Here is a 26390-nt window from a genome sequence, read left to right as displayed (position 1 = left end):
CGATGGGCGCCGAGGATTTCGAAAATCAGTCGGAGACAAAGCAGATGAAACGAACGCTCATGGCGGCCATGGCCGCCGGTTTGCTGGCACTTGGCGCCGGCACCGCACAGGCCCAGGACTGGCCCGCACGCCCGATCAAGATCTATGTCGGCTCGGCGCCGGGCGGCGGCACCGATGCCATGGCCCGCGCGGTGGCCGACCGGCTCGGGCCCTTGCTCAAGCAGCCGGTCGTGGTCGACAACCGGCCCGGCGCATCGAACACGCTCGCGGCGGACGCCACGGCCAAGTCCACCGACGGCCACACGATGGTGATGGGCGTGGTCACGGCCCATGCGATTGCGCCGCACCTGCTCAAGCTCAACTACGACAGCAACCGCGACCTCGTGCCGGTGGCTTTCGTCGGCGCGGTGCCCAACGTGCTGGTGGTGAGCAACAGCGTGCCCGCCGACTCGGTGCAGGGGCTGGTCAAGCTGGCGAAGCAGGAGCCGGGCAAGCTCAACTACGCCACCAGCGGCGCGGGCAGCACGCAGCACATCGCGGCCGAGATGTTCAAGGATGCGGCCGCAGTCGACCTCGTCCATGTGCCGTACAAGGGCAGCGGCCCCGCGCTGATCGACCTCGTCGGCGGCCAGGTGCAGCTGAGCTTCGACACCATGCCTTCGGTGATCGGGCAGATCCGGAACAACAAGGTCCGCGCGCTCGCCGTGACCACGCCAAAGCGCAACCCGCAACTGCCCAACGTGCCGACGCTGGCCGAGGCCGGCGTGCCCGGCATAGAGATGAGCGCCTGGTACGGCATCTACATGCCGGCCGCAACGCCCAAGGCGGTGCAAGACAAGGTGCACGACGCCGTGAACCAGGTGCTGGCCATGCCCGAAACCAAGACCCGCCTCGACGCCATCGGCGCCGAGATCACGCCGATGACCCAGGCGCAGTTCGCGCAATTCCATGCCGCCGAATACAAGCGCTTTGGCGAGGTCATCAAGAAGAACCACATCAAGCTGGACTAGGCATCTCTCGATGAACATGCAAACCCTCCCCGTCGTCGCCCTCACCCTGGGCGACCCCGCCGGCATCGGCGCCGAACTGATCGCGCGGCTGCTGGCCCGGCCCGACGCCACCGCGGACGCGAACGTCGTGCTGATCGGCGACCGCTGGCTGTGGGAAGACGGCCAACGCATCGCGGGCGTCTCGGTCGCCACCGACGAGGTGAAGACTCTGGCCGAAGTGCGAAGCCGCGCGAGCACGGCGCGTCCGGCCTTCCTGGCGGTGCAGAGCATCGATCCGGCGCTGGTGCAGCGCGGCCGGGCCGCTGCGCCGGGCGGGCGCGCGGTGCTGCAGGTGCTCGACCAGTGCATGGACGCAACGCTGGCCGGCGACGTCGATGCGATCTGCTTCGCGCCGCTCAACAAGCAGGCCATGAAGATCGGCGGCATGCAGCACGAAGACGAGCTGCACCACTTTGCGGAGCACCTGGGCGTGACCGGCTACTTCTGCGAGTTCAACACGCTCGGCGAGCTCTGGACCTCGCGCATCTCCTCGCACGTGCCGCTGAAGGACGTGGCCGGCTACCTGAGCGTGGAGCGCATCGAACAGGCGGCCGAGCTGATCTACCGCTCGCTGCTGGCCAACGGTGTGGCCGAGCCCAAGGTCGCGATCGCGGCCTTCAATCCGCACGGCGGCGACGGCGGCGTGTGCGGACGCGAAGAGATCGACATCATCGAGCCGGCCGTCAAGGCCCTGCAGGCGCGCAGCTGGCCCACCGAAGCGCCCTTCCACGGCCCGTTCCCGGCCGACACCATCTTTCTCAAGGCCCAGGCCGGCGAGTACCAGGCGATCGTGACCATGTACCACGACCAGGGCCAGATCGCGATCAAGCTCCTGGGTTTCAGCCGCGGCGTCACGGTGCAGGGCGGGCTGCCGATTCCGATCACCACGCCCGCGCACGGCACCGCCTACGACATCGCGGGCCAGGGCAAGGCCAGCGCCGAGGCCATGTGGCAGGCCTTCCGGATCGCCGGCCGCATGGGCGCCGCGCGCCTCCTCGGCAAGGCCGCGGTCGCGGCCTGACGGTCCCATTCAACACCTACCTATCACCTTAGAAAGATCGAGAAGATGAAGATCAAATCCGTGCGCGCCCGAGTCTTCGAATGGAAGGGCAAGACCGTTCCACCGCAGGGCAACTTCTGCTCCAACGCGATGGACCTGCTGTATGCGCCGCAGGAAACGATGAGCACCTTCCGCTTCCATTCGTGGACCGTGGTCGAGATCGAGACTGACGACGGCATCGTGGGCCTGGGCAACGTGGCGCTTGCGCCGGCCATTGCCAAGGCCATCATCGACCAGTACCTCGCGCCGCTGGTCATCGGGCAGGACCCGTGGGACTACGAGTACCTGTGGCAGCGCATGTACCGCGCCACGCACGCCTGGGGCCGCAAGGGCGTGACGATGGCCGCCATCTCGGCAGTCGACCTCGCGATCTGGGACATCCTGGGCAAGTCGGTCAACAAGCCGGTGTTCAAGCTGCTCGGCGGCCGCACGAAAGAAAAGATTCCCTGCTACTACTCGAAGCTGTATCGCACCGACCTCGCGGAAATGCAGGCCGAGGCGCAGAAGTTTCTCGACCAGGGCTTCACCGCGTTCAAGATGCGCTTCGGCTATGGCCCGGCGCACCTGCAGAAGGGCGTGGCGGAAAACCTCAAGTCGGTGGAGGCCGTGCGCGAAGTCATCGGCTACGACAACGACCTGATGCTCGAGTGCTACATGGGCTGGAACCTCGAGTACGCCAAGCGCATGCTGCCCAAGCTCGAGAAGTTCGAGCCGCGCTGGCTCGAAGAACCGGTGATCGCCGACGACATCGATGGCTACGCCGAGCTGAACCAGCTGACCAGCATTCCGATCTCGGGCGGCGAGCACGAGTTCTCGCTCTACGGCTTCAAGCAGCTCCTGGACCGCAAGGCGGTGTCGGTGGTGCAGTACGACACCAACCGCGTGGGCGGCATCACGGCGGCACACAAGATCAACGCGCTGTGCGAGGCCTACAGCGTGCCGGTCATTCCGCATGCGGGCCAGATGCACAACTACCACCTGACGATGAGCACGCTGGCTTCGCCGATGAGCGAGTACTTCCCGATGCACGACGTCGAAGTGGGCAACGAGCTGTTCTATTACATCTTCGACGGCGAGCCGGTGGCCGAGAACGGCTTCCTGCAGCTGGACGACAACAAGCCGGGCCTGGGCCTTACGCTGAAGACCGAGTACCTCAAGGACTTCAACATCGTCGAGTGACGGTGCACCCCGCCATGTCATACGCGCGCGTGATCCGGCTGCATGCCGAAGACGATGTCGTCATCTCGCTCGACCAACTGGTCGCGGGAACCCACATCGAAAGCGAAAACGTGGCCGTGGCCGGGCTGATTCCGCCGGGCCACAAGATGGCCACGCGCGCCATCGAGCCGGGCGCCGCGGTGCGCCGCTACGGGCAGATCATCGGCTTTGCGAGCCGGCCGATTCGCGCGGGCCAGCACGTGCACACCCACAACCTCGCGATGGGCGACTTCACGCGCGACCATGCGCATTCGGCCGATGCACGCCCAACGGTGCGCACGGCAGAGCCCGCAACCTTCGAAGGCATCGTGCGGGAAGACGGGCGCGTCGCCACGCGCAACTACATCGGCATCCTGACCTCGGTGAACTGCTCGGCCACGGTGGCGCGCGCCATCGCGGACCGCTTCAGGCGCGACATCCATCCCGAGATGCTGGCGCCGTTCCCGAACATCGACGGCGTGGTGGCGCTCACGCACGGTGCGGGCTGCGCGGTCGACCCTGACGGCGAAGGGCTCGCGATTCTTCAGCGCACGCTGGGCGGCTACGCATGCCATCCCAACTTTGCGAGCGTGCTGGTTATCGGCCTGGGCTGCGAAACGAATCAGGTGTCCACGCTGCTGGCCACGCAGGGCCTGGCGGACAGCGCCCGCCTGCAAAGCTTCACGATCCAGGACACCGGCGGTACGACCAAAACCATTGCGCGGGGCATCGAGCTGATCCAGCAGATGCTGCCGCAGGCCAACGCGGTGCGGCGGCAGACCGTGCCCGCGAGCCACCTGGTCGTCGGCCTCCAGTGCGGCGGCTCCGACGGCTACTCGGGCATTTCGGCGAACCCGGTGCTCGGCGCGGCGGTGGACCTGCTGGTTGCGCACGGTGGCACGGCCATCCTGTCGGAAACGCCCGAGATCTACGGCGCCGAGCACCTGCTCACGCGCCGCGCGCAGACGCCCGACGTCGGCCGCAAGCTGGTCGACCGCATCCGCTGGTGGGAGGCCTATTGCGCGCGCAACGGCGCGGCGATGGACAACAACCCATCGGCCGGCAACAAGGCCGGAGGCCTGACCACCGTGCTCGAGAAGTCGCTGGGCGGGATCGCCAAGGCGGGCTCGACCAACCTCGTCGACGTGTACGAGTACGCGCAACCGGTGCGGGCCCAGGGCCTCGTGTTCATGGACACGCCCGGCTACGACCCGATCTCGGCCACCGGCCAGGTGGCGGGCGGCGCCAACCTCATTTGCTTCACCACGGGACGCGGCTCGGCCTACGGCTGCGCGCCCTCCCCCTCTTTCAAGCTCGCGACCAACACCGCGCTGTGGGAGCGGCAGTCGGACGACATGGACCTGAACTGCGGCGAGGTGCTCGACGGCACGCGCAGCATCAAGGAACTCGGTGTCCGGCTGTTCCAGATGCTGCTCGACACCGCCTCGGGCCAGCCCTCGCGCAGCGAACTCCACGGCTACGGCCAGCAGGAGTTTGTGCCCTGGCAAATCAGCGTGGTCACCTGACCCGCAACTTCTTTCTCCACACCATGACAACCACTCGCCCTGCCCGCTTCCGTGGCATCTTCCCCGTCGTTCCGACGCCGTTCACCGAAAGCGGAGAACTCGATCTGGCAAGCCAGAAGCGCTGCGTCGACTTCATGATCGATGCCGGCTCCGACGGGCTTTGCATCCTGGCCAATTTCTCCGAGCAGTTTCTGCTGTCGGACGACGAGCGCGAGGTGCTCACGCGCACCGTGCTCGAGCACGTGGCGGGCCGCGTGCCGGTGATCGTGACCACCACGCACTTCAGCACCAAGGTGTGCGCCGAGCGCAGCCGCCGCGCACAGGCCATGGGCGCCGCCATGCTCATGGTGATGCCGCCGTATCACGGCGCCACCTTCCGCGTGACCGAGCCGCAGATCCATGCGTTCTATGCGCGCCTGTCGGACGCGGTGGACATTCCCATCATGGTCCAGGATGCGCCGGCCGCGGGCACTCCGCTGTCGGCCGCGTTCCTCGCGAAGATGGCGCGCGAGATCGAGCATGTCGCGTACTTCAAGATCGAAACGGCCGGTGCGGCATCCAAACTGCGCGAGCTGATCCGGCTCGGCGGCGATGCGGTCGAGGGCCCGTGGGACGGCGAAGAAGCGATCACGCTGCTGCCCGATCTGGACGCCGGCGCCACCGGCTCGATGACCGGCGGCGGCTACCCGGATGGCATCCGCCCGATCATCGAGGCGCACCGCGCAGGCGACCGCGATCAGGCCTTTGCGCTCTACCAGCGCTGGCTGCCGCTGATCAACCACGAGAACCGGCAGTCGGGCTTCCTCGCGGCCAAGGCGCTGATGAAGGAAGGCGGCGTGATCGCCTGCGAAGCGCCGCGCCATCCCTGGCCAGAGATGCACCCGGAGACCCGCAAGAGCCTGATCGAGACCGCGCGGCGGCTCGACCCGCTGGTGCTGCGCTGGGCGCGATGAACAAAGGAAGCGGTAACGTGCACGCTTCGCCAGGCTGCCTGGCGTTGATGTAAGCAGGTTTTTCGACTGCTTTTGCTAAGCTGGCGTCCCTTCGCGGCAGATCGCCATCACTTCGCAACTTCATGAAAATAGCCACCTGGAACGTCAACTCCCTCACTGCCCGCCTGCAGCATGTGCTCGACTGGCTGATTGCCAATCCCGTGGACGTGCTCTGCCTGCAGGAGCTCAAGATGAGCGACGACAAGTTTCCTCTCGACGTGCTCAAGTCGGCCGGTTACGAGGCGGCCGTGTTCGGCCAGAAAACCTATAACGGCGTGGCCATCCTGAGCCTGGCGCCGATGCGCGACGTGGCCAGGAACATCGGCGGTTTTACCGACGACCAGTCGCGCGTGATTGCCGCCACGATCGAGACACCGGCGGGTCCGCTGCGCGTGGTGAACGGCTACTTCGTCAACGGCCAGGCGCCCGGTACCGACAAGTTCGAATACAAGATGGGCTGGCTCCGCGCCTTGCGCGAATGGCTGCGCGCCGAAATGGCGGCACATCCGAACCTGGTCCTGCTGGGCGACTTCAACATCACGCCGGAAGACCGCGACAGTTTCGATCCGGTGGGACTGAAGGAGACGATTCATCACACGACCGAGGAGCGCGACCATTTCAAGGCGCTGCTCCAGCTGGGCCTGGCCGACAGCTTCCGCCTCTTCGAGCAACCCGAGAAAAGCTACTCGTGGTGGGACTACCGGATGCTCGGCTACCAGAAGAACCGCGGCTTGCGGATCGATCACATCCTGGTGAGCGAGCCGCTGGTGCCGCGCGCCAAGGGCTGCATCATCGATCGCGTGCCACGCAAGTGGGAAAAACCAAGTGACCACGCGCCCGTGGTGCTCGAACTCGACCAAGGCACCTTATGACCACGAACATACGCACTCTCGCAATCCTTGCGGCGGCACTGGCGCTCGCAGGCTGTTCGGCTCTCAAGCCGACAGAAAAGGCCGGCGACGGCAAGCCGACCGCTTCCGCACCCGACGAAGTCGCAAGCCCAAGAAGCGACGTACCGACCGTGCGCCTGATCACCGCGCAAACACCCGCCGTGCGGGCGTATCGCAAGTCCGGGGCGCGGCAGATCTACAACGCCTATCCGCAGCGCATCTACAAGGGGAAGATTCCCCCGCTGGTCTATGCGGTGGTGGTGGTCGAAACCGACCTGGACGCCAGCGGCAACGTGAAGAACGTGACGTTCAGCCGCGTACCGAGCCATGCACCCGAAGTCCCGCCCAAGATCGCGGAACTCATCAAGGCGGCGTCGCCGCTGCCGAGCCCGGGGCGCCTTGGCAGCCATACCTACGTCGACACCTGGCTCTGGGACAAGAGCGGAAACTTCCAGCTCGACTCGCTGACGCTGGGCCAACGAAGCAGATAACTGGCTCGCCCCCAGTCTCCGCGCACTTCGTGTCGCTACGCCAACCCCCTACCGGGGGCGATACCAGCGGCCCGGCAAAGCCGGTTCCGCGGTATCCCTGGAAGGGAGCCCGCCGCTCGCTTGCGAGCCGGCTTTGCCTTACTCAATGCCCAGTTCCTGGATCTTCCGGGTGATGGTGTTGCGGCCGATGCCCAGCTTTTGAGCGGCTTCGATACGGCGGCCGCGGGTGTTGGCGAGGGCGGTGAGGATCAGGCGCGATTCGAAGCGGCGCGAGAGCACGTCCCAGACGTCGGTGCGGCCGGCTGCGAGCAGTGCCTGGGCTTCGATCTCGAGGCCGCTTTCCCAGCTGCTTGCGCCGACCAGGCCTTCGGCGGCTTCGGGCGCGGTGCTTGCCGGCGCCGTTTCGCGCTCGGGGCTCGATGACAACTGCGGCGCGGCTTGAGCCGGTGCTGCTGCTGCGGCGGGGGCTGCGTCGGTGGCCTGGACCTGCGGGCTGGCGGCGGCGGCCATGACTTCAGGCGGCAGATCCTTGGCTTCGATCAGCTGCGCCGGGGCCATCACGGTCAGCCAGTGGCAGATGTTTTCCAGCTGGCGCACGTTGCCCGGGAAGCCGAAGGCGGCGAGCCTGGCCAATGCGGCGTCGGAAATTCGCTTGGGTTCGACGCCGAGCTGGCGCGCGCTCACCTGCAGGAAGTGGCGCGTGAGCGCGGGCACGTCTTCGCCGCGCTCGCGCAGGGCCGGCAGCCGCAGGCGGATCACGTTGAGGCGGTGGAACAGGTCCTCGCGGAAGCCGCCGAGCTTGACGCGCTGCTCGAGGTCCTGGTGGGTGGCCGCGATGACGCGCACGTTGGCCTTGACCGAGTTGTGGCCGCCCACGCGGTAGAAGTGCCCGTCGCTCAGCACGCGCAGCAGGCGCGTCTGCAGGTCGAACGGCATGTCGCCGATTTCGTCGAGAAAGAGCGTGCCGCCCTCGGCTTGTTCGAAGCGGCCGCGCCGCATGGTCTGGGCGCCGGTGAAGGCGCCGCGCTCATGGCCGAACAGTTCGCTCTCGAGCAGGTCCTTGGGGATGGCCGCGGTGTTGATGGCCACGAAGGGACCGTTGGCGCGCGGCGAATGCTTGTGCAGCGCGCGCGCCACCAGCTCCTTGCCCGAGCCCGATTCGCCGGTGATGAGCACCGTGACGTTGCTTTGCGAGAGCCGGCCGATGGCGCGGAACACGTCCTGCATGGCCGGCGCCTGGCCCAGCATTTCGGGCGCGGCCACCATGCGCTCCTCGGCCACTTCCTCGCGTTGGCTTTCGTCGACGGCGCGGCGGATGAGTTCGACCGCGCGCGGCAGGTCGAAGGGCTTGGGCAGGTATTCGAAGGCACCGCCCTGGAACGCCGACACGGCGCTGTCGAGGTCGGAGAACGCCGTCATGATGATGACCGGCAGGCCGGGGTGCTTGGCCTTGATCTTGTCGAGCAGATCGAGGCCGGAGCCGCCGGGCATGCGGATGTCGCTCACCAGGACCTGGGGGCCCTGCTGCTCGTCGTCTTCGGCGAGTTCGAGGGCGGCGAGCACCTCGCGCGTGTTGGTGAAACTGCGCGTGGGCAAGTCTTCGCGCAGCAAGGCCTTCTCGAGCACGAAGCGGATCGATTGGTCGTCATCAACTATCCAGATCGGCTTCATGCATCTCCTTGTTGCCGTGGCTGCTAGGGCAGCGGTATCAATATCTTGAAATCGGTTCGGCCCGGGACGCTGTCGCACTCGATCACGCCGTGATGCTGTTGCACAAAGGTTTGCGCGAGCGTCAATCCGAGCCCTGTACCGCCTTCCCGGCCCGATACGAGCGGATAGAAGATGCGGTCCTTGATCGTGTCCGGCACACCCGGTCCATTGTCGATGACATGCAATTCCAGTGCCAATCGATACCACTGCTTGTTGAATATCACCTGCCGGGCGATTCGCGTCCTGAAAGTGATCTGCGCATCGCCGGCGGCGCGGCGCTCGGCCAGGGCCTGCGCGGCGTTGTGGACGATGTTGAGCGTGGCCTGGATCAGCTGCTCGCGGTCGCCGCGGAACTCGGGAATCGAGGGATCGAAGTCGCGCTCGATGTGCAGGTCGCGCGGAAACTCCGCCAGGATGACGGAGCGCACGCGCTCGCACACTTCGTGGATGTTCACGTCGCCCACCACGTGCGGGCGCCGGTGCGGCGCCAGCAGCCGGTCGACCAGCGTCTGCAGCCGGTCGGCTTCGTGGATGATGACTTGCGTGTACTCGATGAGGTCGCGCGACTCGACCTCCATCTGCAGCAATTGCGCCGCGCCGCGAATGCCGCCCAGCGGGTTCTTGATTTCGTGCGCGAGGTTGCGGATGAGTTCCTTGTTGGCCTGCGCCTGGTCGATCAAGCGCTCTTCGCGGTCCTGGCGCACCTGCTGCTCGAGCGGCGACATCTCGATGATGAGTTCGCCCGTCTTGTCGCCTTGCGCCAGCGTGACCTGCACCGGCATCAGTTCGTGGTTGACGCGGCGCAGAAACGCCTCGTAGCGCAGCGTGGCAAAGTCGTTGCTGCGCGCACCGTCGATGGCGGTGCGCAGAACGTGCGGCTCGTGAAAGCAGGCACCGAACTGAGAACCTTCGAGCGTGCGGCGCGACGTGCCCAGCGCGTCTTCGAGCGCCGCATTGGCGAACAGCACCGAGCCGTTGGTGCTGACCACCGCAATCAGCGTGGACAGCAGGTCGAAGGACTGAAAGCGCAGGCCGGCGCCAGTCGCCTTCTTCCCGAACACCATGGTTTACTGCTTGGCCGGCAGACGGCCGAGTTCGCGGCGGATGCCCGCGATGTCGCTCTCGTTGCGCGCCAGCTCGGCTTTCATTCCAGCCACGCGATCGAGGTATTTCTGGTAGTTGCGGCCTTCGCTGCCCTGCTTTTCGGGCTCGCCGTTGTTGTATTCCTTCTGCAGTTCCGCCTGGCGGGCCTCGGCCTTCTTCAGTTCGGCCTCGAGCACCGAGCGTGCTTCGCCGTCGCGGGCGCGCTGGTCGACGCCCTCGACGCGCGGGCTGCCGGCCGGCGCACGCGCCGCGGCCGGCCCGGAACCGCTGCTCGCCGAACCGCCGCCCGAAGGCTTGGTGCCCTGCACGACGGTGACGTTGCCGCCTTCGAGAACCTTGCAGCCCTTTTGCTGCGCCACGGTTGCATTGTTGGTGTATTCATTGCCGCAGCGCCACACGCGCTCCTGAGCCGACGCCGGCAAGGCGACGGCGAACAATGAACCAGCCAGGAAAATGAGGGAAGCAGTCTTCATGAGAATCGGTGGATGGCGCGACAAAGGTGCATTTTCCTGCAATTCGACCCCATCGGTGACAAGATGTTCCGCGTCAACGAAAAAGGACGGCCGCAGCCGTCCTTTTTGTCTTACTTAACCATCAGGGGCTTGCGCCCACCGATTTAGAGTGAGTAGTACATGTCGAATTCGACCGGGTGCGTCGCCATGCGGAAGCGCGTGACTTCCTGCATCTTGAGATCGATGTACGCATCGATGTACGCGTCGGTGAACACGCCGCCCTTGGTCAGGAACGCACGGTCCTTATCGAGGTATTCCAGAGCCTGGTCGAGGCTGTGGCAGACGGTCGGGATCAGCGCGTCTTCTTCCGGCGGCAGGTGGTACAAGTCCTTGCTGGCGGCTTCGCCCGGATGGATCTTGTTTTCCACGCCGTCGAGACCGGCCATCAGCAATGCAGCAAAGCCGAGGTACGGGTTCATCAGCGGATCGGGGAAGCGCGCTTCGACGCGGCGGCCCTTCGGGTTGGCCACGAACGGGATGCGGATCGAGGCCGAGCGGTTCTTGGCCGAGTAGGCCAGCTTCACCGGGGCTTCGAAGCCGGGCACCAGGCGCTTGTAGCTGTTGGTGCCGGGGTTCGTGATGGCGTTCAGGGCACGGGCGTGCTTGATGATGCCGCCGATGTAGTGCAGCGCGAAGTCCGAGAGGCCCGCATAGCCGTCGCCTGCGAACAGGTTCTTGCCGTCCTTCCAGACCGACTGGTGCACGTGCATGCCGGAGCCGTTGTCGCCGACGATGGGCTTGGGCATGAAGGTGGCGGTCTTGCCGTAGGCGTGGGCCACGTTGTGGATCACGTACTTCTGCAGCTGGACCCAGTCGGCGCGTTGCACGAGCGTGCTGAACTTGGTGCCGAGTTCCATCTGGCCGGCATTGGCCACTTCATGGTGATGCACTTCGACCGGGATGCCGAGCGATTCGAGCACCAGGCACATTTCCGAGCGCATGTCCTGGAAGCTGTCGACCGGGGGAACCGGGAAGTAGCCGCCCTTGACCGCGGGACGGTGGCCGGTGTTGCCGTGCTCGTATTCCTTGTCGGTGTTCCAGGAGGCTTCTTCGGAGTCGATCTTGACGAAGCAGCCCGACATGTCGTTCTTCCAGCGAACGCCGTCGAACACGAAGAATTCGGGTTCCGGACCGAAGTAGGCGGTGTCGCCCAGGCCCGAAGCCTTCATGTAGGCCTCTGCGCGCTTGGCGAGCGAACGCGGATCGCGCTCGTAGGCCTTGCCGTCGGCGGGGTCGATCACGTCGCAGGTCAGGATCAGCGTCGTTTCTTCGAAGAAGGGATCGATGTTGGCGGTGTTGGGGTCGGGCATGAGCTGCATGTCCGAGGCTTCGATTCCCTTCCAGCCAGCGATGGACGAGCCGTCGAAAGCGTGGCCCGAGGTGAATTTGTCTTCATCGAAAGCCGAGACGGGCACGGTCACGTGCTGCTCTTTGCCACGGGTGTCGGTGAAGCGGAAGTCGATGAACTTGACCTCGTTTTCCTTGACGAGCTTGAGTACATCGGCGACGGTCTTTGCCATCAGTTTCTCCTGAGTTGGATGGTGGTTAGGAATACAGGGACGAAGGATGCAGTTTCTGTGCCATTGTCGCCTCTTCGGAAGAGGCGCCGGCAAGGGCCGCAAACCCCAAAAAAAGGCGAGAAATCACTAATTTGGTGCATTCAAAACTAGCGCACCAATTCCGGGCCAAGCTTCGCATCATAGGCGTGCAGGCCCTCGATCAGCTGCGCGTAGGCGGCTTCAAGGCGAACGGGATCGCCCTTGACCCCGAGTTCGATGTGGCGGCCGTACTCGGGATGGTCGACGCTGGGCAGGCTGAACACCTTGATGCCCGCGTGCGCCGCTTCGATGGCCTCCATCAGAGGCGTGAGCGTTGCTTCCATGGCGCCAAAGACGATGACCGATTTTTCGGCCGCCTGCCCGCTGGTGAACATGTGCGCGTAGCGGCTGTCGAGCACCGATTCGATCATCGGCCACGCCATGACGGGAAAGCCAGGTACGAAGTGGACGTGATCGACGCTGAAGCCCGGAATCTTGTTGTACGGGTTGCGGATGATCGTGGCGCCCTTGGGAAACACGCCCATGTTGAGGCGGTGGATGTTGTCCGGCCGATCCGGCTCGTAGGCAATGCCCTGTTCGCGCGCGGTGTCCTGCATGCGCTCGCGGATCAGCAGCTCGGCCTCGGGATGCAGTTCGAGCGGCAGCCGCAGGGCCAGGGCGGCGCATTGCCGCGTGTGGTCGTCCGGCGTGGCGCCGATGCCGCCGGTCGAAAAGACGATGTCACCCGAGGCAAAGGCCCGGCCGAGCGCCGCCGTGATGCGCGCCGGCACGTCGCCCACGTATTCGGCCCAGCCAAGCTGCAGGCCGCGCGCGGCGAGCAGCTCGATGACCTTGGGCATGTGCTTGTCGGCACGCTTGCCCGAAAGAATTTCGTCGCCGACGACGATCAGTCCGAATGCACGGGTCATGGGGATTTCCACTGAGAAAGAACGGCCTGGTCGGCTTCGAGGGCTGGGGCGCTTTCGGCCGAAGCGGCGGCGGCTCCGCGCTGGGCACGCAACTGCGCCAGGGCATCGAGGCAATAGTGGCCGAACCAGAGCGCCGAAAAGGCAAATACCAGCGTGTAGATCCAGATGGCGAGCGGCACCAGCACGAAGAAGGCGGCGGCAAACAGCAGGCCCGAGGCCCAGACGATGCTGGGCGCGGCCCCCAGGTACCCGCACAGCACGCCGATGCATAAAAGCGGCAGCCGGTGCGCGCGCAGGATGGTGGCCCGCTCTTCGGGGCTTGAGTGCTCGGCCAGCGCATCGAAGCTCATCACGCGGTAGGTGAGCCAGCCCCAGATCAGCGGTGGCAGGACGAGCACCAGCGGGGGAATGAGCCAGAGCGGCATGGAAACCACGAGCGCCACCAGCGCCAGCACAGTCACGCCGAGCGAGCGCGCCACGCTGCCGAAGAAAGAGGCGCCCTTCTTGCGCTCCAGCGCGGGAAAGCGGCGGTGCGCCACCAGTGCCGTGAGCGGCGGCGCCATGAGGCCGGCCACGATCAGGAGCGAGACGACCACGATCAGCGGGGTGGCGGCCACCACGACCACCAGCGGCGCCAGCACGGCCGTGACGTCACCCGAAAAGAGCCGCCCGATCCAGCCCCAGAAGCTCGACAGCAGGGGCCAGGCGTCGAGCGCCTCGCGGGTCCATGCCACGGTGGCGTCCCAGAAGAAATAGCCGAACCCTGCGGCCAGCAGCACCATCAGGCCCAGGGGCAGCAGCGACAGCACGATCACGCGCGGCAGCATGCAATAGGCGACCGCGCGCCAGAAAGAGTCGAGGAGCAGGCGCATTGGGTGCGAAGGATAACCGGCTCGGTTCGGGCCGGCGCTCAGCCGCGGCCGACCATCCGCTTCAGGCCGAGCCATTGCTGCGCCCAGAAGCCGCTCCCGTAGTCGCGCAGCCGTCCGTCGGCGCCGGGCTCGACCTGGTCGCGGATGCCGGTCGGGTCGTAGCGCGGCTCGAAGTTGACGGTGCGAAAGAGCATGTCCCACCAGGGCAGCAGCACGCCGAAGTTGTGCCCGCCCAGCGTGTGGGCGCCACGCGATTCATGGCCCAGGCCGATGCTGTGGTGCAGCCTGTGAAAGCGCGGGCTGATCCACAGCCGCTCGCCAATGGCGCCGAAACCGAGCTTCAGGTTGGCATGCTGCAGGCTTTCGCTGAGCTGCGTGAAGGCCACGAAGGCAATGAACTGGCCGGGCGCGACGCCGATCAGCTGCGCCACGATGACGATCAGGGTGTCGTGCACGATGTCGTCGAGCAGATGGTTGCGGTCGTCGCTCCACATGGTCATCTGGCGCTGCGAATGGTGCAGCGAATGCAGGCCCCACCACCAGTTGAACTGGTGCTGGCCGCGATGGATCCAGTAGCCGACAAAATCGAGCACCACGAGGTAGATTGCAAACGCGACCCACGGCACGTCGGTGACGCCGGGCCAGGCCTCGTCGAGGTGGAAGGTGCCCCAGCCCGCGGTGCGCAGGCTCCCGATGGCTTCGTCGAAGAGCGGCTCGAGCGTGAAGAACATGGCCAGGCGGAACACGCCGAGGCGATGGATCAGCGTGTAGAGAACGTCGATGCGAATGGCGCGGCGGTCGGTGACCGGCTCGGCGGCCCGCCAGCGCTGCAGCGGACCGATGACCGCGAGCAGCACCAGGACCTGGATCAGGCCGACCAGCAGCCAGCCGGTGGCGTCGAAGGCATCTTCGGTCCAGCCGCCGAGGCCGACGGCATAGACCAGGGGCTGGATCACCGTCTCGAAAAACCAGCCCTGCAGCGCGGAAAAGGCGTCCGTCAACCAATCGATCACGGCAGGGGCCTCAGGGGTGGGACGCGATCCAGGCGCGGTAATCGGGGTGCTGGCGCAGGGTTTCGAAGCAGAAACCCTTGGCCTTGAGCCCGACGATCAGCGGCTCGAGGTTGGCCGGCGCCCACGGGTCCTTGCGCGACCAGATGCCCAGGTGCGCGAGCAGGATGTCGCCGGGGCGGATGGTCTCCAGCGCCTGCGCCAGGAGCTTTTCGTTGCTGAATTTCTCGCTCGGCAACTCGTCGCCCAGGAACCCGGCGGGCGACCAGCCCACGTGTTCGAAGCCGCAGGCCTTGGCTGCGGCGAGCAGCCGGGTCGAGGTCTTGCCGCCCGGCGCGCGGTACAGCGGCAGCGGCTTCTTGCCGGTGATGAGGGCCAGCCGCTCGGAGGCCTTGCCGATGTTGGCGCAGTACTCGGCCGCGGTCCAGGTGAACTCACGCCCAGCGAACGCGCCCGCCGAGGGCTTGATGCGAAAGCTCGGCTCCACCCCTTTGAGGTCGCCGCGCCAGTACGCATGGTCGTAGGTGTGGGAGGCGAATTCGTGGCCTTCGGCCGCCCTCGCCTTCCACCATGGGGCCCAGTGGCTGTCGAGGCTGTCGCCGTCGGTCTGGGTGCGTTCGGCGGCGGCAAAGAAGGTGACGCGTATGTTCTGGCGCTTGAGCACGTCGGCCACCAGCGGAGCGACGCCCATGTGGCCGGTGTCGAAGGTCAGGTAGACCGGCTTTTCGCAGGAAGCGCCTTGCGCCCACGCGGCCGGCATCGCGGCGCAGGCGATGGCAAAAACGGCCCCGGAAACGCTGCGAAGCCGGATCTGCCGGATTGCCACCGGGACCCGCTCAGATTCTTTTTGCATGTTCCAGGGTCCAGACGCCGTGCGGCGACCGGCCGACATTGATCTGGCGCACGACCTTCTGGCTTGCCAGGTCGACCACGCTGAGCTTCTTGGCCCAGCGCGAAGTAACGTACAAGGTCTTGCCGTCGGCGGAAACGTCCATGCAGTCGGGGCCGCCCGGCACGGGGTATGTTGCGCTGACCTTGAGCGTCGCCAGGTCGATCCGGCTGATGGTGTTGGCCACCCGGTTGCTCACGAAGACGCTCTTGCCGTCGCCGGCCGAACGGAAGGCGTGCGCGCCCTTGCCGGTCGGGATCTTGCCGACGAGCTTGGGCTCGGCGCCCGCCACGTCGAACACCTGCACCCCGTCGCTGCCGGTCAGGCCCACCAGCAGGGTCTTGTCGCCGTGCGTGCCAAAAATGTCGGCCGGCATGGGGCCGGTGGCCATGCGCCAGCGGATGGTCTGCGTGGGCAGGTCGACGGCGATGAGTTCGTCGCTGTCCTGCATGGTCACGTAGGCAATGGTGCTGGTGGCGTCGATCCAGATGTGGCTGGGCGTCTTGCCGGTGGCAATGCGCTTGGCGAGCTTCAGGTCCTTGCCGTCCCAGCGGTAGACGTCGACGTGGTTGAGCCGGTTTCCGGCGGTGACGAACCACTTCATGTCGCGCGAGAACTGCAGCTGGTACGGATCGATGATGCCGTAGACCACGCGCTGCACTTCGGCGGTTTTGGGGTTGAGAAAAGTCAGTGAATCGCCCGCCGAATTGGCCACGATGACCGACTTTTCGTCCGGCGTCATGTAGATGTGGTGCGGCTCCTTGCCGGTGGCGATGCGCTGCTTTTCGGTCCAGTCGGCCGGGTTGATCACGCTGACGCTGGCATCCAGCGAATTGAGCACGAAGATCGGCGGGGCTTCGGGCGGTGCAGCAGTGGCGGCTTGTGCCACCCAGACCGTCAGGCAGGAAAGCAGGAAGGCCGGCAAGCGGCCATTCGGTCGGGCAAGGAATCGCAAGGGAGAAGTTCCGGAAGAGTGCTGTCGATTATCAACGTCCGGACCCGACGGCTGGCTGACCGCCCCCGTTCGCGGTGCCCTTATCCCGGTGTTTTTTCACGGAGCGCAGCAACTTGTCCGGCGTCGAGCCAGCGCCATTGGCCGGGCGCAAGCTCTGCGGGCAGCGCCAGCTGGCCGATGCGCGAGCGGTGCAAGCCCTCGACCCGGTTGCCAACCGCGGCCAGCATGCGCTTGACCTGGTGGTATTTGCCCTCGGTGAGGGTCAGCCGCAAGTGCAGCGGGCTGTCCGATTCGCAGGCGGCCGCGCGCACGGGCTTCGGATCGTCGTCGAGCACCACGCCGGCCAGCAGCTTGGCAATCTCCGCTTCGTCCACCGGATGCTTGGCCGTGACCTCGTACACCTTGGGCACGTGGTGCTTGGGGGAGCCCATCCGGTGGATGAACTGGCCGTCGTCGGTCAGCAACAGCAGCCCGGTCGTGTCCTGGTCGAGCCGGCCGATGGCCTGCACGCCCTGCACCGCGCCCTTGTTGGGCCGCAGCCGCAGCGGGGACGGCAGCAGCGTGTAGATGCTCGGGTAGGTCGAGGGCTTTTGCGAGCACTCGGTACCCGCCGGCTTGTGGAGCATCAGGTAGGCCTTTTCGTGGTACGCCCACTCGGTGCCCTGGACCGTGAAAAGGAGGCCTTCGGGATCGAGGTCGGCGAACGGGTCGTTCACGACCTTGCCCGCGATCGTCACGAGGCCCTGCTGGATCAGCCCCGCGCACACGCGCCGCGTGCCGAAGCCCTGGGAATAAAGAATGTCTTGCAGATGCATGGAAATGAAAAAGGCGGCCGCGCCAAAGTGGCACGACCGCCCGAGTTTGCCGGATCAGTACCCGGCGGCCAGTCCGGTGTTGCGGCGAGGGTCGTTCGCGCCGTAGAAACGGTTGGCGCCGACGGGCTTGCCGCCCAGCGATGGCGCGCCGACGATGATCGCCGCAAGGTGGTTGGCCGGCTGCGGCACGCCCAGGTTGTGGCCCATGTCGGTCAGGATCTTGCGGGTGTCGGGGCTCAGCGCAAAGGTCTCGACGTTGGTGACATCGGGCAGCCATTGCTGGTGGAAGCGCGGCGCATCGACGGCTTCCTGCACGTTCATGCCGTAGTCGACCACGTTCAGGATGGTGTGCAGCACGGCTGTGATGATGCGGCTGCCGCCGGGCGTACCAACCACGAACACCGGCTTGCCGTCCTTCGAGACGATGGTCGGGCTCATCGAGCTCAGCGGGCGCTTGCCCGGGGCGATGGCGTTGGCCTCGCCCTGCACCAGGCCGTACATGTTGGGCACGCCGATCTTGGCGGTGAAGTCGTCCATCTCGTTGTTCAGCAGCACGCCGGTCTTGTCGGCCGTGACCTTGGCGCCGAACCAGTCGTTGAGCGTGTAAGTGACCGAGACAGCATTGCCCTGCTGGTCGGTGATCGAGTAGTGGGTGGTGTTGCTGCCTTCGTGCGGCGCGACGCCGGGCTTGATGTCCTTGGAGACACCGGCCTTCTTGGGGTCGATGACGGCGCGGATCTTCTCGGCATAGCCCTTGTCGAGGAGGCGGTCGAGCGGGTTCTTCACGAAGTCCGGGTCGCCCAGGTAGCTGTTGCGGTCGACGTAAGCGTGGCGCATGGCCTCGATCTGGTAATGCACGGACTCGGCCGAGCGGAAGCCCAGGTCCTTGAGCGGATAGCCTTCGAGGATGTTGAGCATCTCGCAGATGATCACGCCGCCCGAACTCGGCGGCGGCGCCGACACCACGCGATAGCCGCGGTAGTCGCATTCGACCGGCGCCATTTCGCGCGTCTTGTATTGGTCGAGGTCGGCCTGGGTGATGATGCCCTTGCCGGCCTGGCTGGACGCCACGATGGCCTGCCCGACCCAGCCCTTGTAGAAGCCGTCGACACCCTTGGCGCTGACGGCGCGCAGCGTCTTGGCAAGGTCTTTCTGCACCAGCTTCTGGCCGACCGCGAAGGGCTCGCCCTTGTTCAGGAAGATGGCGCCGGAGACCGAGTCCTTCTTGAAATCGTTGGTGGCGGTGCGCAGCATGTCGATGTCGCCCTGCTCCAGCGCAAAGCCCTTCTCGGCCAGCTGGATCGAGGGGGCGATGAGGTCGGCGCGCTTCATGGTGCCGTACTTCTCGCGCGCGTATTCCATGCCCGACACGGAGCCGGGCACGCCCACGGCCAGGTGGCCGTTGGTGCTCAGGCCCTTGATGACGTTGCCGTCCTTGTCGAGGTACATGTTGGCCGTCGCGGCCAGGGGTGCCTTCTCGCGGAAGTCGAGAAAAGTCTTGCGGCCGTCGGCCAGTTGCACGGTCATGAAGCCGCCGCCGCCGAGGTTGCCCGCCGCCGGGTACACCACTGCCAGCGCATAGCCCACGGCCACCGCCGCATCGACCGCGTTGCCGCCGCGCTTGAGCACGTCGACACCGACCTTGGTGGCCAGGTGCTGCGCGCTCACGACCATGCCGTGCTCGGCCGCGACAGGTGCCTGCGAGGCGGCGTTGGAAGCGCTTGCGCCCGCCAGTACGAGTGCGGCCGCTACCGCGGCGCGCAATGTTGGAGTCCAGTGGAGTTGCTGCATGGAGAAAGTCCCTCGTTGAGTTGGATGGTGGGAGGCGATGGATAGTGTCACGCAACCAGCAGCGCCCTGCGCCGCAAGTCGTTCAAGCCAATCGCCACTTGTTTCAGCGCGAATTCCTTCAAGGCTGAGGTTTCGGCGAGCGGCTTGTCGTCGTGGACGAAGCGCAGGCGATCGGCACGCACCTCGTCCACCAGGTGGTCCGCCAGCATCTCGTGCGAATGCGCGCCATCGAGCAGCGGCAACAGGCAACGCTCGAGCGCGGTGAGTCCCACGGAATCGTGCCATTGGTTGCAGACGCTCGCCGAATTTCCGGCCGACAACGCGAGGCCGGATGCCGTTCGCACCGACGGCAGGGCACGCGGCCACGCCGATATCTCGGCGGCGACCTGCACCGGCGCGCGCCGCATACGCACGGCGCCGAGGATGAGCAGCTCCTCGAGCATCGACAGCACGAGCGGCTCGACCGAAGTGCGCGGTTCACCCGTGACAGCCAGCACCGCCGCGACCAGCGCCTCGAACGACGTGCTGGCCGGATAGCGGGAATCGAGCACCTGTGCCAAGGCCTTGTGCACCGGCAGGCGCAGCGTCACCGTGAGATTGCGCAGCGCCTTGCACGGCTGCTCGCGTGCATCGAGCGTCAACGCGCCGCCGTCCGCCGCCGTGAACATGCCGGCGAATTCAAGACCGCGGATGCGGGCATGATCGAGCCGGTAGCGGATGTCGCCGCCACGATGCTGCTTCACCAGCAGCGTCTGCCGAAAGGTGCGGTTGACCAGAAAGTCGAGATACTGCTCCATCAGGACCTGGCTGCCGCCGCACTCGCGCAGCAGCGGTTCGCGAACCTTGTCGCCATAGTTCTGCACGAACATCGTCGAGGGCTCCGCATCGGCCAGGTAGGCGAGGCCCTTCGCCTCGGCGCGCGCCGCAAACTCCTTGAAATAGCAAGGTGCGTTGCAGGGCTCGAGGAATTCGTGCAGCAGGTAGTAGCTGCTGGCACCACGCACGATAGGCATCGTTTCCTCGAGCGTTTTCTTGAGAACGCTGTCGGACCGGGCCGACTGCTCCAGAAATTCGAGCATGCCGCGCGCATACGACAGCTGTTCTTCCGGCGTGTCGCGCGGACCGCCCCGCAGGATCATCGCGTCGCGCACGATCTCCCTCGCCTTCCAGCCCGGGTACACGTTGTAGCTGACATAGGCAACGCCGTCCGGCGCAAGGTTCTCGGAACAGATGCGGAGGATCGCATCCTGCACCGGGCCCGGCACCCAGCTGTAGACCCCATGGCAGACGATGTAGTCGAACTGCCCGAACGATGCATCGACCTCCGCAAGGTCGAACACCCGCAGTTCCACGTTGGGCAGCGCCGCGCGGGCGATGGCTCCGGCGCCCTGCTCCACCTGCACCTTCGACAAATCGATGCCCAGGGCGCTGGCCTCCGGGTGGCGGGCGGCGAATGGAATCAGGTTGCCTCCAGCCGCGCAACCAAGCTCCAGCACCCTCGCCCGGGCCGGTGCCGGTGCTTGGAGACCGAACAAGAACGCAATGGCCTCCAGATGCTCGACGGCCGTTTGCGGGAACGGGTGCGATTCATAGGGCACCGCATCGTAGTAGCGCGTGAGCGTCGAGGTCAGTGAATCGGGCACGGCGTCCTTTTTGGGCGGATCTAGGTGGCCAGCCGCGTCCTTTGCGAGAAGGCAGAACGGTGATGGCGTGACAGCGCCCGCTGACTATAGCCGTGCGTCCGGGCAAAAAAAAGCCAACCTGCCGCAGATTGGCTTTTTGTGATGGATGGTGGGCCGGGGCCTACTGAACGATGCGCCGGAACCCTCATGGTTGCCGGACTTCTTGTTTCGCTGCACAGCGCTGCGCCACCGTGCGTCGAAGCTACTGACGGGCAATGATCGGGATCGTCTTTCGGCGGATCGGGCGGCGAATATCACCTTCGATGCTTTCCAGTTTCAATCCTAAAGCCCGGCGCAGCGTACCGTCGAGTACCCCCATGCCGAACTGGTATTCGTTCTCGCACGACTGGGCGAACTGCTCCCCTTCGAGATACATGCAGGAGCCTCCGCACAACTGAAGAACCGGGCAATGATTGCAGCATTCGCGGTAGGCCCAATGCGTGGAAGTCGTCATGCGAATGGCATCCATCTCCAATGCGGAACCCAGGCCATGCTCGGCGTTCGCCCCGGTGTTCTGGCATGTCAGCACATTCGAATGCAGATCAACGGCGACATGGTCACTGCGATCCATTCCACATTTTTGCCCCATGGAAGTGGACGGCATACCCAGCATCACAGCCTGGAAGAAACTTTTTGCCTTTTCCGCTAAGGCGGGAATCCTGAGAGCCTCCCCCGTCTCGAAGGATCTTGCGACCGATGCCCTCATCTCCTGATACTGCGCGGGGCTCCAGACCCCCGGCCCCGCCAGTGCGTTGTCATCATGAGTCGCAACAATACCCTCCAGGGAGGTGATCACCGAATCATCGGCCAGTCGATTGACGAACCATTGCCTGATCGCTGCTGGATCGCTGTTTCCGGGGGTCAAGACGGAACTGAATATCATGCGCCCCTTTGCCTTGCGCTCCTTCCAAAGTGCCGTCAGGAAAGCGGCCCGTGCAGGATTTTCGAAGGGGTCCTCGCCGCGCAGGTACTGGCCTGGCCCATCATGAGACACGGTTATTTGAATGTCGTAGAAGGCGATGAAGTCCAGAATTTCCTGCGTCAAGAGGCTTCCATTGGTCACCATCGAGATCTCTGCATCAGGAAACTTGCGATCAAGCTCAGGAACCAGGACCTGAAGCTTCCGGAAATACAGGAGCGGCTCTCCTCCCCACAATTCGATCCGGGAAGGAACACCTTCAAGCCACTTTTCGAGATCATGCAGAAAAGCCAGCGCATCCGCGGTCTTCGTCATCGCCATGGACTCGACCTGACTTGCCTGATTGCAGTACGAGCAGGTGTAGTTGCAGCCAAGACCGAGCTGTATCTTGAGTACAGACGGATTGGCGACTTTGAGGCCTGGCTGCTCCGGGTTGATGCGCACGGCGTCTTCCCAGGCGCGTTGCTCCGCGACTTGCCGATTTGCGAGAACCGGCGTGCCGTCAAGGTTTGTCAACGCACTGGAATGCGGTGCATACCGCAGGCTGACGGGCACCCCCGCTGTATCAGTGCAATGAAGGATGAACATCCGAAGTGCTCCGTCACCGGCCAGGCATCAGCGCTTGTTTCCCGTCGGGCCGCGGCGATGCCCTTTTCTGAGTTCAGGCATGGGCGAGATGCCGCAACCGCAATCTTGTTGCGAACCCGCTACGAAAACCGCTCCCTCGTTGAGGAAATCGATGCTGGAAGGCTCCACCACCACGTTGCAGTTCAGCGTAATTCCTGCGTTGGAACGACGGCTGGATGCCTGCTTGCTTTGACCATTCTTCATATGAACTCCTTCTATCAAACAAAATTACTTGGGCTTCGACACTTAGGCAGAACGTTCGATGGCGATCTCCCCATTGGATTAGGTGCAAGGATGGATGAGTTCCAGGCTGCCAACTTCGGGGGACGCTTTGCCGGTTGCGTTAGCGCCCCACGATCCCAGCGGCTCGGTGCCATAGCCAAACCAGAGAGGGATCAGGCCAGGCGCAAATGCTCTTGCCACATACAGCGGCGTACGCCCCTGATTTATCGAAGCTCCGGGCGGCGTCAAGTCGCAGAAATAGACCTGCTGTCCCCGATTCACGAAACCGTCGAGCAATGCTCGCCCGGATGCAGGAAAACGGCTTGCCGCTCCTCTCAGAGTCTGCCTCGCACCGGTGGAAAACCAGTCAGCCTTCCGTGAACCGCGCCGCGTTTGAAAATAGTCGCCGTGATGCTTGGCCAGCCGAATTTCTTTTGGCTTCATATGAACAACTGGATGTGTCTGTCCGTGCTGCTGCTGCACACGACTTTCCGCTTCAGAGAGGGCCGACGCCAGCGCCTCCTCGAGTTCGAACCCTGCCCCGGTGGTCAGCGCGGTGAATACCGCATCCTGGTGCTGCACAAAAACGCCTGCAACCGGCAGGTACTTTGACTCCAAGGCATGAAGAGACACCGTGTACCCGGCCTGCCGCAATTGGCGCAACCGTTGCCGAAGCCCCGCAGGGAGAGCCGACTCCTCGATCAGATCAGGTGCAGCGCGCGCCAGCCACGTGCGTGAGAAAGCATCTCGTTCCACGAGTTCGACGAGCGCCCGATATCGGGCTTCTTGCATGTCTGTGTAAGCGGCAACGCCAGAAGTGCTCGCGTTGGTATATGGCAACCGCACATCGGCGGCATCCAGCGAACTCAATGCATAAACGCACTGCGCCATGACGAGAACTTCTGCGCCGTCTTCGGCGCGAACACCCTTAGTCCAAGGATAGCGTCTGCGGGAAGAAAAAGGAGCGTATGGGAAGGCGTCGCGCGCGTACTGTTCCGGCGAATAGCCAACCAGGCAACGCGGGTCGACAGCACTGGCAAGTTCATCGAATCTCGCCCGCGGCAACGATGCCGGTGGGGTCGACCATCCGATCCGCTCCCATGCCTCTGCTTCCGCCTTGATCACGGCGACGCGGGCGCTCTCCGAACGCCCTCCCGCCCACATCGATTGCGCGACCCGGCTCCCGACCTGAATCGGCCCCGCCACCGCCATTCGCGAAGCCAGGTGCAGCATCTGAGAATGCTGCGGCACCGAGCAGACCGGAACCATTCGATGCGCCAATTGCGCCTGAACCTCCTGCGCCTGCGTCGGCTTCGCACCCAGCACCAGCGCGGGCAAGGGATAGAACGACGGATCCAATGCCAGGAGAGACAGCACCTCCATCTCTACAGTGTCTGCGCGTACGATGGTTGCAGCCCCCTCGTGGCGCGCTGCCAGCGCCCCATTTTGCAGTGCATGCCCCGCCTCCATGAGCGCAAGGGTCAACGCCCGATTCCCATACTTTTTGCTGATGAAGCGCAGATCGGCAACCGGATAGATCACGGCATGTGCGAAGCTCAGGACGGAGGCCACCAGAAGCGTGCACCAGGCATCGTCAACCGCCCCCTGTTGCGGATGCAACGAAAGCTCACCGCCTTCGTGTTCGGTCGCGTGGTACCTGACTTCGTACAAGCCGGCGGCGTAGCCGTCCATGGGGCGCAGCAAAGCCATGAACCATCGCAGACCATACAGGGCGCCTCCTGAGGGCACCGTTCGGTGCACATGCTCGGCCCCTTCGCGCAGTACCCCATAGATCGACCACAGAATATTGACCGTCGACTGCAGGGACAGCGCCTGATCCTCGAATGTTCTCGCGCTGCCTCGGTCAAGAAGCGCATCGAGCATCGGCGTTCCATGCGGCCGCAATTTTTCCGCTTCGGGAGTGGAGACCTTCAACCGGAGGCGAGCCGTCTCGCTCAACACGCGAAGGTCCTCGACGCTATTGAGCGGCGCGCCAAGCGGCTGCGGGGTCCAGCCAATCTGCGCCTGGAGCGCCAGCGCATGCCCCGCCTCCACCAGCAAGCCTTGTTCGACGAGAGTTGAAAGGCACGCGTCCACGTCCCGCACAGGCCACCTTGCGCTCAGTCCGTCACGGACCTTGCTCCAGGGCGATTTCCCGTCGCAAGTACGCTCTACAGCTCGAAGAAAGTCCGTGGGTGCCGAAACACGCAGTCTTCTCAATGGGAGACTGCAAAGCACCCCACCGTTCCGTTGGTAGGTCCATTTTCCTACCGCGAGGGGTAGCTGCGGCGGACTCGAGGTCCCCTGTTCCGGTACCGTCATCGGTCTATATGTCTGTAGCGACTGCTTGGGGCAGTTCCTGACGAACGTCCATCACCTTGGGATCGTCCATGTCAAACAGCGTCCCTAAGACCACCGGATATCCCGAGGGAGGCAGGATAGGGTTCGAATTCGCTTCGAGCCACCAGATCTGGTCGCTCGAGTCCAGGACCCCATCCAGCGCGAATAGCACAGGAACATGGAACTCCTTCATCAACTCCTCGTGCAGCAAGGCTCCCATGGCCTTGACCTGCTGTGCGGCTGATCGAGAGAGCTCCGACAGCATGCTGTCCGATTGGGCTTGAGCGGGAGAACTCGCATATCTTCGGCCATAGCGATACTCGATCCAGGCCTCCTGATCTGCGGGCAGCATGTCCGACAGGCTCCAACCTTGATAGGCCAACGAAGATATGAGCCATGGCTTGTCGGCGTTCTCCGGGACACATCCATCGGGGCGCCCCAGCTTTCGAGCAATCAACTCCTGAATCCTCGAGACGCCGTCGCCTCGGATCACTGGATACGGATCAATGTGCGCGTGAAACGGCACCCCACCCCAAAACCAGACCTTCACGTTGCGACCGGTGACGAATTGCTCCGCGAAGATCCTGTCCTTCACGCGATTCTGGTGTTCGGGAAGTGATCTCGCATCAAAGCCCTTGTGATAAGGGCCAAACACCGCCTGCCCAAACGAGCCCGACGGGAGCTTCAGCACATAGTCCTGATCGATTGCACCGTCTGCGGTCCAAATTTGCGGAGCACGCATGCCGCAGCGCCGCACGAAGTCCTTGAAGTCCAGCTTGTCGCTCGAAAGCTGCCATCGGATCGGACGATATGGGAGCCAGCCGATGAAACCCGTGGCGCTCTGAGTGAGCGCAGACGAATAGCTCAGACCCATTTCCGTCGTGTTCAGAAACCGAGGATGAAGATTGAAACGCGCTGCCCCGCGCCGGACTTCCACGCGGAAGGTCGGCACATCCAGGCGTACCTCTGCCTGATGCTGGAGAGCCCATTCTTGAAGAGCCCGAAAGTGGTTCAGGGTGAGAGCGATGTAAGACACAAGAGATCCGGTCCATGTCGGCCATGACGACCATTCGACCAATATATCCAGCCCAGAAAAGATTTGTTTAGCCGCTCGGGGTCAAGAAGAAAAAGAGCGTCCGACCACTAAACAAAATTCCAAATCCCTGGATGTATTGCCCAAGAACCGTGCGCCAACCACCAGGAGGAGAGTTGGCGGCCTTCTGGGGAACAACCCCGGAGTCCGAGTCGGCTGCGTGAAAACGCCGACTCG

General features: G+C 64.6%; 23 protein-coding genes. 7 read left to right on the top strand and 16 right to left on the bottom strand.

Annotated features, from left to right (window positions below; all coding sequences use genetic code 11):
• The first annotated feature begins 44 nt into the window (after positions 1–44).
• From ACJ7Z0_RS24230 to ACJ7Z0_RS24200, 7 genes are all read left to right on the top strand, one after another.
• Entirely contained in the window at positions 45–1010 is a 966-nt protein-coding gene (locus ACJ7Z0_RS24230) for a Bug family tripartite tricarboxylate transporter substrate binding protein (protein ID WP_434791867.1), read from the top strand.
• 10 nt (positions 1011–1020) lie between these two features.
• Positions 1021–2070: a 4-hydroxythreonine-4-phosphate dehydrogenase PdxA gene (locus ACJ7Z0_RS24225; protein ID WP_434791866.1), complete on the top strand. Its 1050-nt coding sequence runs from the start codon at positions 1021–1023 to the stop codon at positions 2068–2070.
• A gap of 45 nt (positions 2071–2115) precedes the next feature.
• On the top strand, positions 2116–3288 hold the full coding sequence (locus ACJ7Z0_RS24220) for an L-rhamnonate dehydratase (RefSeq protein WP_434791865.1): 1173 nt from the start codon (positions 2116–2118) through the stop codon (positions 3286–3288).
• A gap of 14 nt (positions 3289–3302) precedes the next feature.
• Positions 3303–4832, top strand: coding sequence for a UxaA family hydrolase (locus ACJ7Z0_RS24215; RefSeq protein WP_434791864.1), 1530 nt, complete (start codon positions 3303–3305; stop codon positions 4830–4832).
• Between the two features lie 23 nt (positions 4833–4855).
• Positions 4856–5785 carry a dihydrodipicolinate synthase family protein gene (locus ACJ7Z0_RS24210; protein ID WP_434791863.1) on the top strand — a complete coding sequence of 310 codons (930 nt, stop codon included), beginning with the start codon at positions 4856–4858 and terminating at the stop codon, positions 5783–5785.
• Between the two features lie 122 nt (positions 5786–5907).
• A complete protein-coding gene (xth, locus tag ACJ7Z0_RS24205; RefSeq protein WP_431123169.1) occupies positions 5908–6696 on the top strand; it encodes an exodeoxyribonuclease III in 789 nt (262 codons plus the stop codon).
• Positions 6693–7205: a hypothetical protein gene (locus ACJ7Z0_RS24200; RefSeq protein ID WP_434791862.1), complete on the top strand. Its 513-nt coding sequence runs from the start codon at positions 6693–6695 to the stop codon at positions 7203–7205. Before xth ends, ACJ7Z0_RS24200 begins: the two co-directional genes overlap by 4 nt.
• Before the next feature lie 138 nt (positions 7206–7343).
• On the opposite strand, the gene ntrC is transcribed toward ACJ7Z0_RS24200, so the two are convergent.
• From ntrC to ACJ7Z0_RS24120, 16 genes are all read right to left on the bottom strand, one after another.
• Positions 7344–8876 (bottom strand): nitrogen regulation protein NR(I), encoded by a 1533-nt coding sequence (gene ntrC, locus ACJ7Z0_RS24195; RefSeq protein WP_434791861.1) that lies wholly within the window; start codon positions 8874–8876, stop codon positions 7344–7346.
• Positions 8877–8899: 23 nt separating this feature from the next.
• Positions 8900–9979: a nitrogen regulation protein NR(II) gene (glnL, locus tag ACJ7Z0_RS24190; RefSeq protein WP_431123175.1), complete on the bottom strand. Its 1080-nt coding sequence runs from the start codon at positions 9977–9979 to the stop codon at positions 8900–8902.
• Between the two features lie 3 nt (positions 9980–9982).
• Positions 9983–10492 carry a hypothetical protein gene (locus ACJ7Z0_RS24185; RefSeq protein ID WP_434791860.1) on the bottom strand — a complete coding sequence of 170 codons (510 nt, stop codon included), beginning with the start codon at positions 10490–10492 and terminating at the stop codon, positions 9983–9985.
• 143 nt (positions 10493–10635) lie between these two features.
• On the bottom strand, positions 10636–12051 hold the full coding sequence (glnA, locus tag ACJ7Z0_RS24180; RefSeq protein WP_055799147.1) for a type I glutamate--ammonia ligase: 1416 nt from the start codon (positions 12049–12051) through the stop codon (positions 10636–10638).
• Positions 12052–12197: 146 nt separating this feature from the next.
• The gene (locus ACJ7Z0_RS24175; protein WP_434791859.1) at positions 12198–12998 is read right to left on the bottom strand and encodes a competence/damage-inducible protein A; all 801 of its coding nucleotides are present in this window, start codon (positions 12996–12998) and stop codon (positions 12198–12200) included.
• Positions 12995–13870, bottom strand: a complete 876-nt coding sequence (locus tag ACJ7Z0_RS24170; protein ID WP_434791858.1) for an EI24 domain-containing protein — start codon at positions 13868–13870, stop codon at positions 12995–12997. Before ACJ7Z0_RS24170 ends, ACJ7Z0_RS24175 begins: the two co-directional genes overlap by 4 nt.
• Positions 13871–13908: 38 nt before the next feature.
• A complete protein-coding gene (locus ACJ7Z0_RS24165; RefSeq protein ID WP_434791857.1) occupies positions 13909–14883 on the bottom strand; it encodes a sterol desaturase family protein in 975 nt (324 codons plus the stop codon).
• 10 nt (positions 14884–14893) lie between these two features.
• A complete protein-coding gene (locus tag ACJ7Z0_RS24160) occupies positions 14894–15640 on the bottom strand; it encodes a polysaccharide deacetylase family protein (protein WP_434792719.1) in 747 nt (248 codons plus the stop codon).
• Between the two features lie 76 nt (positions 15641–15716).
• On the bottom strand, positions 15717–16724 hold the full coding sequence (locus ACJ7Z0_RS24155) for a YncE family protein (protein WP_431123190.1): 1008 nt from the start codon (positions 16722–16724) through the stop codon (positions 15717–15719).
• Positions 16725–16804: 80 nt separating this feature from the next.
• The gene (locus ACJ7Z0_RS24150; RefSeq protein WP_434791856.1) at positions 16805–17539 is read right to left on the bottom strand and encodes a pseudouridine synthase; all 735 of its coding nucleotides are present in this window, start codon (positions 17537–17539) and stop codon (positions 16805–16807) included.
• A gap of 54 nt (positions 17540–17593) precedes the next feature.
• Positions 17594–19330 carry a gamma-glutamyltransferase gene (gene ggt, locus ACJ7Z0_RS24145; RefSeq protein ID WP_434791855.1) on the bottom strand — a complete coding sequence of 579 codons (1737 nt, stop codon included), beginning with the start codon at positions 19328–19330 and terminating at the stop codon, positions 17594–17596.
• A 47-nt stretch (positions 19331–19377) separates the two neighbouring features.
• Complete coding sequence (locus ACJ7Z0_RS24140) at positions 19378–20973, bottom strand: methyltransferase regulatory domain-containing protein (RefSeq protein ID WP_434791854.1); 1596 nt, start codon at positions 20971–20973, stop codon at positions 19378–19380.
• A 241-nt stretch (positions 20974–21214) separates the two neighbouring features.
• Positions 21215–22519, bottom strand: coding sequence for a radical SAM protein (locus ACJ7Z0_RS24135; protein WP_434791853.1), 1305 nt, complete (start codon positions 22517–22519; stop codon positions 21215–21217).
• Positions 22520–22546: 27 nt separating this feature from the next.
• Positions 22547–22762, bottom strand: a complete 216-nt coding sequence (locus tag ACJ7Z0_RS24130; RefSeq protein WP_434791852.1) for a hypothetical protein — start codon at positions 22760–22762, stop codon at positions 22547–22549.
• A 78-nt stretch (positions 22763–22840) separates the two neighbouring features.
• Positions 22841–24877 (bottom strand): YcaO-like family protein, encoded by a 2037-nt coding sequence (locus tag ACJ7Z0_RS24125; RefSeq protein ID WP_434791851.1) that lies wholly within the window; start codon positions 24875–24877, stop codon positions 22841–22843.
• Between the two features lie 229 nt (positions 24878–25106).
• Positions 25107–26156, bottom strand: coding sequence for a hypothetical protein (locus ACJ7Z0_RS24120; RefSeq protein ID WP_434791850.1), 1050 nt, complete (start codon positions 26154–26156; stop codon positions 25107–25109).
• Between the last annotated feature and the right edge of the window lie 234 nt (positions 26157–26390).

The organism is Variovorax palleresanus (assembly GCF_051144945.1).
Taxonomy (GTDB): Bacteria; Pseudomonadota; Gammaproteobacteria; order Burkholderiales; family Burkholderiaceae_C; genus Variovorax; species Variovorax paradoxus_S.
This window is presented reverse-complemented; position numbering and strand designations above follow the sequence as displayed.

Bases quoted from the DNA above. Each gene is read 5' to 3' on its own strand.
- ACJ7Z0_RS24230 (WP_434791867.1), top strand. From the start codon at position 45: ATGAAACGAACGCTCATGGCGGCCATGGCCGCCGGTTTGCTGGCACTT.
- ACJ7Z0_RS24225 (WP_434791866.1), top strand. From the start codon at position 1,021: ATGAACATGCAAACCCTCCCCGTCGTCGCCCTCACCCTGGGCGACCCC.
- ACJ7Z0_RS24220 (WP_434791865.1), top strand. From the start codon at position 2,116: ATGAAGATCAAATCCGTGCGCGCCCGAGTCTTCGAATGGAAGGGCAAG.
- ACJ7Z0_RS24215 (WP_434791864.1), top strand. From the start codon at position 3,303: ATGTCATACGCGCGCGTGATCCGGCTGCATGCCGAAGACGATGTCGTC.
- ACJ7Z0_RS24210 (WP_434791863.1), top strand. From the start codon at position 4,856: ATGACAACCACTCGCCCTGCCCGCTTCCGTGGCATCTTCCCCGTCGTT.
- xth (WP_431123169.1), top strand. From the start codon at position 5,908: ATGAAAATAGCCACCTGGAACGTCAACTCCCTCACTGCCCGCCTGCAG.
- ACJ7Z0_RS24200 (WP_434791862.1), top strand. From the start codon at position 6,693: ATGACCACGAACATACGCACTCTCGCAATCCTTGCGGCGGCACTGGCG.
- ntrC (WP_434791861.1), bottom strand. From the start codon at position 8,876: ATGAAGCCGATCTGGATAGTTGATGACGACCAATCGATCCGCTTCGTG.
- glnL (WP_431123175.1), bottom strand. From the start codon at position 9,979: ATGGTGTTCGGGAAGAAGGCGACTGGCGCCGGCCTGCGCTTTCAGTCC.
- ACJ7Z0_RS24185 (WP_434791860.1), bottom strand. From the start codon at position 10,492: ATGAAGACTGCTTCCCTCATTTTCCTGGCTGGTTCATTGTTCGCCGTC.
- glnA (WP_055799147.1), bottom strand. From the start codon at position 12,051: ATGGCAAAGACCGTCGCCGATGTACTCAAGCTCGTCAAGGAAAACGAG.
- ACJ7Z0_RS24175 (WP_434791859.1), bottom strand. From the start codon at position 12,998: ATGACCCGTGCATTCGGACTGATCGTCGTCGGCGACGAAATTCTTTCG.
- ACJ7Z0_RS24170 (WP_434791858.1), bottom strand. From the start codon at position 13,870: ATGCGCCTGCTCCTCGACTCTTTCTGGCGCGCGGTCGCCTATTGCATG.
- ACJ7Z0_RS24160 (WP_434792719.1), bottom strand. From the start codon at position 15,640: ATGCCGGCCGCGTGGGCGCAAGGCGCTTCCTGCGAAAAGCCGGTCTAC.
- ACJ7Z0_RS24150 (WP_434791856.1), bottom strand. From the start codon at position 17,539: ATGCATCTGCAAGACATTCTTTATTCCCAGGGCTTCGGCACGCGGCGC.
- ggt (WP_434791855.1), bottom strand. From the start codon at position 19,330: ATGCAGCAACTCCACTGGACTCCAACATTGCGCGCCGCGGTAGCGGCC.
- ACJ7Z0_RS24135 (WP_434791853.1), bottom strand. From the start codon at position 22,519: ATGTTCATCCTTCATTGCACTGATACAGCGGGGGTGCCCGTCAGCCTG.
- ACJ7Z0_RS24130 (WP_434791852.1), bottom strand. From the start codon at position 22,762: ATGAAGAATGGTCAAAGCAAGCAGGCATCCAGCCGTCGTTCCAACGCA.